Origin of the sequence: Spiroplasma sp. ald, from assembly GCF_044714355.1 — a bacterium.
Classification (GTDB): domain Bacteria; phylum Bacillota_I; class Bacilli_A; order Mycoplasmatales; family Mycoplasmataceae; genus Spiroplasma; species Spiroplasma phoeniceum.
In genome coordinates, this window is record NZ_RXFY01000068.1 from 1 (window position 1) to 6,149 (window position 6,149).

Annotated in this window: 3 protein-coding genes and 1 pseudogene; 2 read left to right on the forward strand and 2 right to left on the reverse strand. The window is 24.4% G+C overall.

The features are described from left to right. Positions 1-149, forward strand: a pseudogene (locus EHU54_RS04040) (IS5/IS1182 family transposase); the annotation flags it as partial. A 200-nt stretch (positions 150-349) separates the two neighbouring features. On the opposite strand, the gene EHU54_RS04045 reads toward EHU54_RS04040, so the two are convergent. Together EHU54_RS04045 and EHU54_RS04050 are read right to left on the reverse strand one after the other, a co-directional pair. Beyond that, entirely contained in the window at positions 350-1,846 is a 1,497-nt protein-coding gene (locus tag EHU54_RS04045; protein ID WP_400249069.1) for a hypothetical protein, read from the reverse strand. Between the two features lie 8 nt (positions 1,847-1,854). Further along, positions 1,855-5,520 carry an AAA domain-containing protein gene (locus EHU54_RS04050; protein WP_400249070.1) on the reverse strand — a complete coding sequence of 1,222 codons (3,666 nt, stop codon included), beginning with the start codon at positions 5,518-5,520 and terminating at the stop codon, positions 1,855-1,857. A 270-nt stretch (positions 5,521-5,790) separates the two neighbouring features. Here EHU54_RS04050 and EHU54_RS04055 point away from each other — a divergent pair. Continuing rightward, a partial coding sequence (locus EHU54_RS04055; protein WP_400249071.1) for a hypothetical protein occupies positions 5,791-6,149 on the forward strand: 359 nt, incomplete at its 3' end.

A 6,149-nucleotide genomic window follows, 5' to 3' on the forward strand; every position in this document is an offset into this window, starting at 1 on the left:
CAAAAATGAGAATTATTATTGAAAATATTTTTGCTATTCTTAAAAAATTTAAAATTATTACAAAAAAATATCGTAATCATAGAAAACGATTTAGTTTAATATTTAATTTAATTGCTTCAATTTATAATTTGCTATTAGTGTCTTTTTAAAAATATTTACAATTATTTTAATAGATTATGCAAGAAGTCTATTTTACTAGTGAATCATTAAAAACAGTAGAAAGCTATATGACATCGGCCAATAATTACTTTAAAAAAGTATGACAATTTTTAGATAAAATGTTATAAAATAAGATTTTTCTAAATATTTAATTAAAAAAGTGCTATTAAGATTAACTTAATAGCACTTTTTAACTAATTGTCTCTTCGAAAATAGTTTGAATATTATTTAATAAGTTTCCTTTAATATATGTTAATTCATTATCTAATAAATGACAACTAGTTTTAACATCATATCATAGGACATGGTCATTAATTGTTGTTTTTTTAAAGTTAATTTTATTAATATTTTCTTTTAATAATTCTAATAGTTTATCACTTTCCAAATGATCAATAATTAAATTAATTGCTTGTTGATTTGAAGTAAATTTATATCCTTCAAAAAAGTTAATAAAATTCATTGCATATTCTTCTTTTCATTTTGGGTTTGTTGAAAAAATATAATCTTTAAATTCAAATAAATGCATTTTTTGATTAAATGATCAATAAAAAGCTTTAATTTGACTAATAACTTCTGGACTAATTTGTAATTTTTTTTCATTAACATTAAAAGTTGAACTTAAAAATTGCATAAATAAATTAAGAATAATGTTTTCAGCAGCTGTTTTAACTTCTTTATGATATTTATCAAGGTTCTTTTGAATTAAAGGAACATCATAAAATAAATTATAATCAATTAAAAAGGCATACTTAATCCGGTTTCGTAAATAATTATCATACAAAGCTTGATAAATTTTTTTATTCACAATTACATTACTATAATAATTTGTAATTAATTTATCATTAATTGGTAAAGCTAATAAATAATCAATAAAAAACTTATTCAACCCTTGGTACTGAAACGGCATAATTTGATGATATGATAAAAAATATTTTCGATATTGACTAATACTCATTTTTCGTCAAATTGCTTCAGAACTAGTTGGATTAGAAAAATCAAATGTTAACTTTTCTGATTTAACAGTTGTTCATTCCGAAGGTTCTTCGTCAATTGGTTCAGGGTCATCTTTTAAAATAATATTCCGTTTTGTTGGGTCAATATAATTATCGTCATCATTTGTCATAATATGTTGTTTGTTAAATTTAAAATATTTTTCTTCATTAGAAGAATTATTAACTATTAAATCAGGAATATCATGTAAAGCAATTACAGGTTTTTTCTTTTCATTTTTAATTGGATATAATAACTGAATAAAATTGAGATACCGGTCTGGGAAAGATAGACTACTAAAATCAATTGTTTTGCGTTGTGATGTTGTTTTTGCTGTTGGTTCAGATTTTTCTTTTTGTTCAAAATTAGAACTTAACTTCGCAATTGGCTTTGTTGAAGGCGACACAGATGGTTCAACTATATCTTCTTTTTCTTGTTCTTGTCGACTAAATGATTCTAATGTTTCATTACCAACATAATGATATCCGCGGAGAAAAATAACCCGGTTATCTTTTAATAATGTAATAAATTGATTTGCCTGATCAGAAGTTACGGTTGGAAAATAAGTATGAATTAAATTTAATAATTCTGCTTTAATAATCCGATTACCATTTTTTGGTAAATATGTTTTAAATAAATATATTTCTAAATCCTTAAGGTTTTTCATTTTTTTAATTTTAGTTAAATCAAATTTCATAAGGCCTCCTATTTACCAATAATTTTTTGGACAATCCTATTAATAATATCTGCTTGGTAATTTTTAAATAACCAATTACTATGTAAAATTGCTTCAATTTTTCATCCGCGGTCAACCAAATACTTTTGACGATAAAAATCATATTCTTTTTGTTCAACCCCAATTGGATATGTTAAATCATCACAAATAACGCCTAATACATAATGGTCATTTTTCTGATCATATACTGTAACATCAATTTGATAAGTTCCTTGCACTGTATATGTTGCAATTTGATAATGTTCATAACCACTTAAGGCTGCTGTTAAAGCAGTGGCAACTTCTGTTGTAAATTGTCGGTTAATTTTAGAAATTTGCTGTTCTTGGTCATAACTTTTTGCTGTTGTTAACTTTGCTAATACTTTGTCTTCTTGATCTTTACCACGGTTTAATTGTTCAACATATTCCAAATAATATTTAAAGTACCGCGGACCAGGATGTTTTGAATCTTCTGAAATTAATGCTGATGGAAATGACTTAACAATATAAATTTTTTCTTTAGCCCGCGTAATTGCCACATTTAAGCGATTCTCACCACCTGCTTGCGATAAAGGACCAAAAAATTGTGCAAATTTATTATTTTCATCTCGGGCAAAACCAATTGAAAAAATAATAATATCACGTTCATCACCTTGAATATTTTCAAGATTTTTAACAAATAATCCTTCATTACGGCCATTATGCATTCGATGTAATTCTTGTTCTAATGCTGGTATTTTTTCAAATTCCGCAGTTAAATATTGTCAAATTAAGTTTTTTTGCACTTCATTAAAAGTAACAACCCCTATTGTTTCTTGTTGTTTTCGAGTTGTAATAATTTCTTTTAGTAACATAACAATTCGTTTTGCTTCAGGAATATTCCCGCGGTTTTTTCATACCCCATCGGGAACATCAATTAATTTTAATGGAAAATATTTTTTTGTCTTATTTGAAATCATAATTAAATTATTATCATAGAAAGCAGCATTTGAAAAATTAATTAATTCACTATACTTTGACCGGTAATGGAATCGTAACATACTAGAATTATATTGCTTACTAGCAAAATCAAGTAAACTCTTATCAGTTAAGGTTGTTTCAAGGGCTAATAATTCTTCGTTTTGTTCTAATCCATCATAATCAAACCGGGATGAAAAGAAATTTGTTGGTCCTAATTGTTTTTTATCCCCAGCAACTAAAATTCGTTCTGCCCGATAAATAATTGGAATTGCGCGCTCAACAAAAATTTGTGATGCTTCATCAAAAATTAATTGGTCAAATTCTTGATGATTTAATGGTAATAATTGCGAGGCAATATCTGGAATTACCATAATAACAGGAAATAAAATTTTAATTAATTCATAATTATTTTTAAAAAAATAAGTAATTGACCGTTTTGTTTTCTTTCGACATTCTTCAATAATTTTAGGCAATGTTTCAATATAATTTGCTTTAATAACATCTCGAATTTGTTGATGGTATAAATAAGTTAAATATTCCGTTGTATTAACCATTGATTGATTGCTTAATTTAGTTAGTTCTTCTCGTCAATTTAAAGTTCCAACTTTTAATAACTCAGCATGTTCTGATTGAAAACAATGAACAAAATAATGTTGATAAATTAATGGCATATCTGCTTCAGTTTTAACAACAGTTCCTAAGTAAGCATATAAGTCATAATTTTTGTCTTCCCGACGAAGACGATCATTTTGGTCAATCAATTCTAAACGATTAACAAAATAATCAATATTTTTAAATTCTCTTGTTAATGCATCAATTAAAGCTGCTTCCTCAATTTTAAATAAATTAAATTTATTTTCATCAACACTATTAATCGTATAACTAACAATATTATTTTTTAATACATTAAATATTAAAGCTAAAAATTTATGTGGTTTTAAACCTTCTGCTTTTTTTAACATTTTTTTAAATTCTTTTGCTCGAAAACGATGATAAATTTCTGCAAAATGCGGAAAATCATTAAACAATGCTAAAAATTTTTGAACTATAATTGTATTTTGATACATTCGATGACAATGACGATAATAATCTTCATATTCTAATTCAAAATAATAAAATTGACTTAATAATTCAAAATCTAATGATAATGGATGGTCCTTAACATTATTTAAAAATTGTAAATAATCTTGATAAGTATTTTGGCGCGCAAAAATTTTATATTTCTTAATATTATCAAATAACTGATCCATTTTAGTTAGATACATTGCACTTTCTACTTCTGGATATAATTGATTAATATTATTAATACTATTTAAAATTTTTTGATAAAAACTCTCTTTTTCTTCTAAGTTAGTAATCATTAAACAATAATTTTGAATTTTTTTCATATTATTATAAACAACTTTAATTGCATCTTGTTTTTCCGCACAAAATAGAACACGTTCCCCACGACATAAATTATTAACAATTAAATTACTAATTGTTTGAGATTTTCCTGTTCCAGGTGGTCCTTGAATAATTGTATTTTTTTCTAATGCTTTCTTAATGGCCACTTTCTGGGAAATATCATAATTGTTAATTGCCATTACTGTTCTTTCATTTAATTCTTCTTGATATCGCAGTTGGTTTTCTGCTCAATCCTCCTCAATATTATATTCATTTTGAAACATTTGACTAACAGAATGATCAGAAATTTTCTCTAAATCACAATAATCACGATATAACGTTGTTGATGAAATATTATACATTCCAAGATAACAATCAAAAACTAATCCTAAATTATTAACTTGATAATTATTAATTAAATATTTATCAAAGTTATCAACAACAATATTAGAAGATAATTGCTCATTTTGTTTGTAGTAATTTAAATTGTATAAATAATTTATTTTATCTTCATTTTTAATCTTAAATCCTAATGTTTTTAAATCAGTAATTGCTTTTTGAAAAATATCATCTGTTAAAGTTAGGGAATCAAAACTAAATTCTGCAACATTATAATTACTATCTTTAATTTGACTTAAGCGAATTGCTGAATTTAATAAAATTTCATCATGTTTTGTTGCTAAAACAATTTTAGTTTTTGTGCGACTAAGCTCATTAAGTGATCACAATAATAATGGCGCACGAAAAAATTTTTGTGATTGTGTTAGTCCTTCAATGTATGGTCAACCAATATATAATGGATTAATGTTTCGTTCAAAGTAATATAATTTAGCATCTTGTAAAATTCGTGTAAATTTATTAAAAATTTTTGTTGTTTCTTCACTAATAATTTTTTCTAATTTTAATAAGCTTTCCTCACTAACTTTTTTTCCATCTTTCTTAACAAACAATGTAAAAATAAATTCAAGAATTTTTGAATAATGCAAAATGGGGTACTTATTAAATGCATGTTGCTTTAAGTGTAAAACAAATTCTGCATCATTTTTACTTTTATTAATAATTCATCCAACGTAACCACAAATTTCCCTAATTGTTTCTCCAGATAATTTAGTAATAATAAGATTTTCTTTCTTATTAATATTTTTTCAAACTTTTTCTGGGTCTTGGTTTGATAAAAATAATAAGTCTAAGAAATTAATAATATTTTTACTTTTTGTGTTAATTTTGGTTAAAAAAATGTCTCCCACTGATTTATCATTTAATAGTCGTTTTTTATACTCACTTAAAATCGTTAGAATATTTTTTTTCATAGTTTTTTTCTTCCTATTAATATTACTTATATTAGCACATTTGTTAAAAGTTGTAAATTATTGTAGAAAAGCAAATGTCTTAAAAATAAAATTTTATGAAATAAATTTAGTTAAAAACTACAATAATTTTCAAAAATAGTATATGATTAAAGTAGTGTATGACTAATTTATTTAGTAGATAACATTACATTGATGAGGATAATAGTATGAACGCTATTAATCAATTATTAAATACATTAGAAAATTACGGCAGTATTACGGGAACAAATATTGTTAAAATTCAAACATTACAAAAAAAATTATACCATTAAAGATAATTGTTATTTAGTTCAAAAGAAACAAAATTCAAATGAATATGTCTTTTTTGCTAACGCGAAAATATTACCTTGATGAAATTATGAATATGATAATGATCAAAACTTAAAAATTATGAAAAATAACAAAGAAATTATTGAAACAATTCCGAAAGAAAGATATTTATCATTCAAAAATGATAAAGATGCAATAACTAGTAGTCAAATAGTAATTCCGTTACCGTTAGCAAAACAATTATCTGCTGAAATAGAAAAATTTAAAAAAGGTGGCAAAGCTAACAAATTATCACTAAAAAATCGATTATTTATGACTTT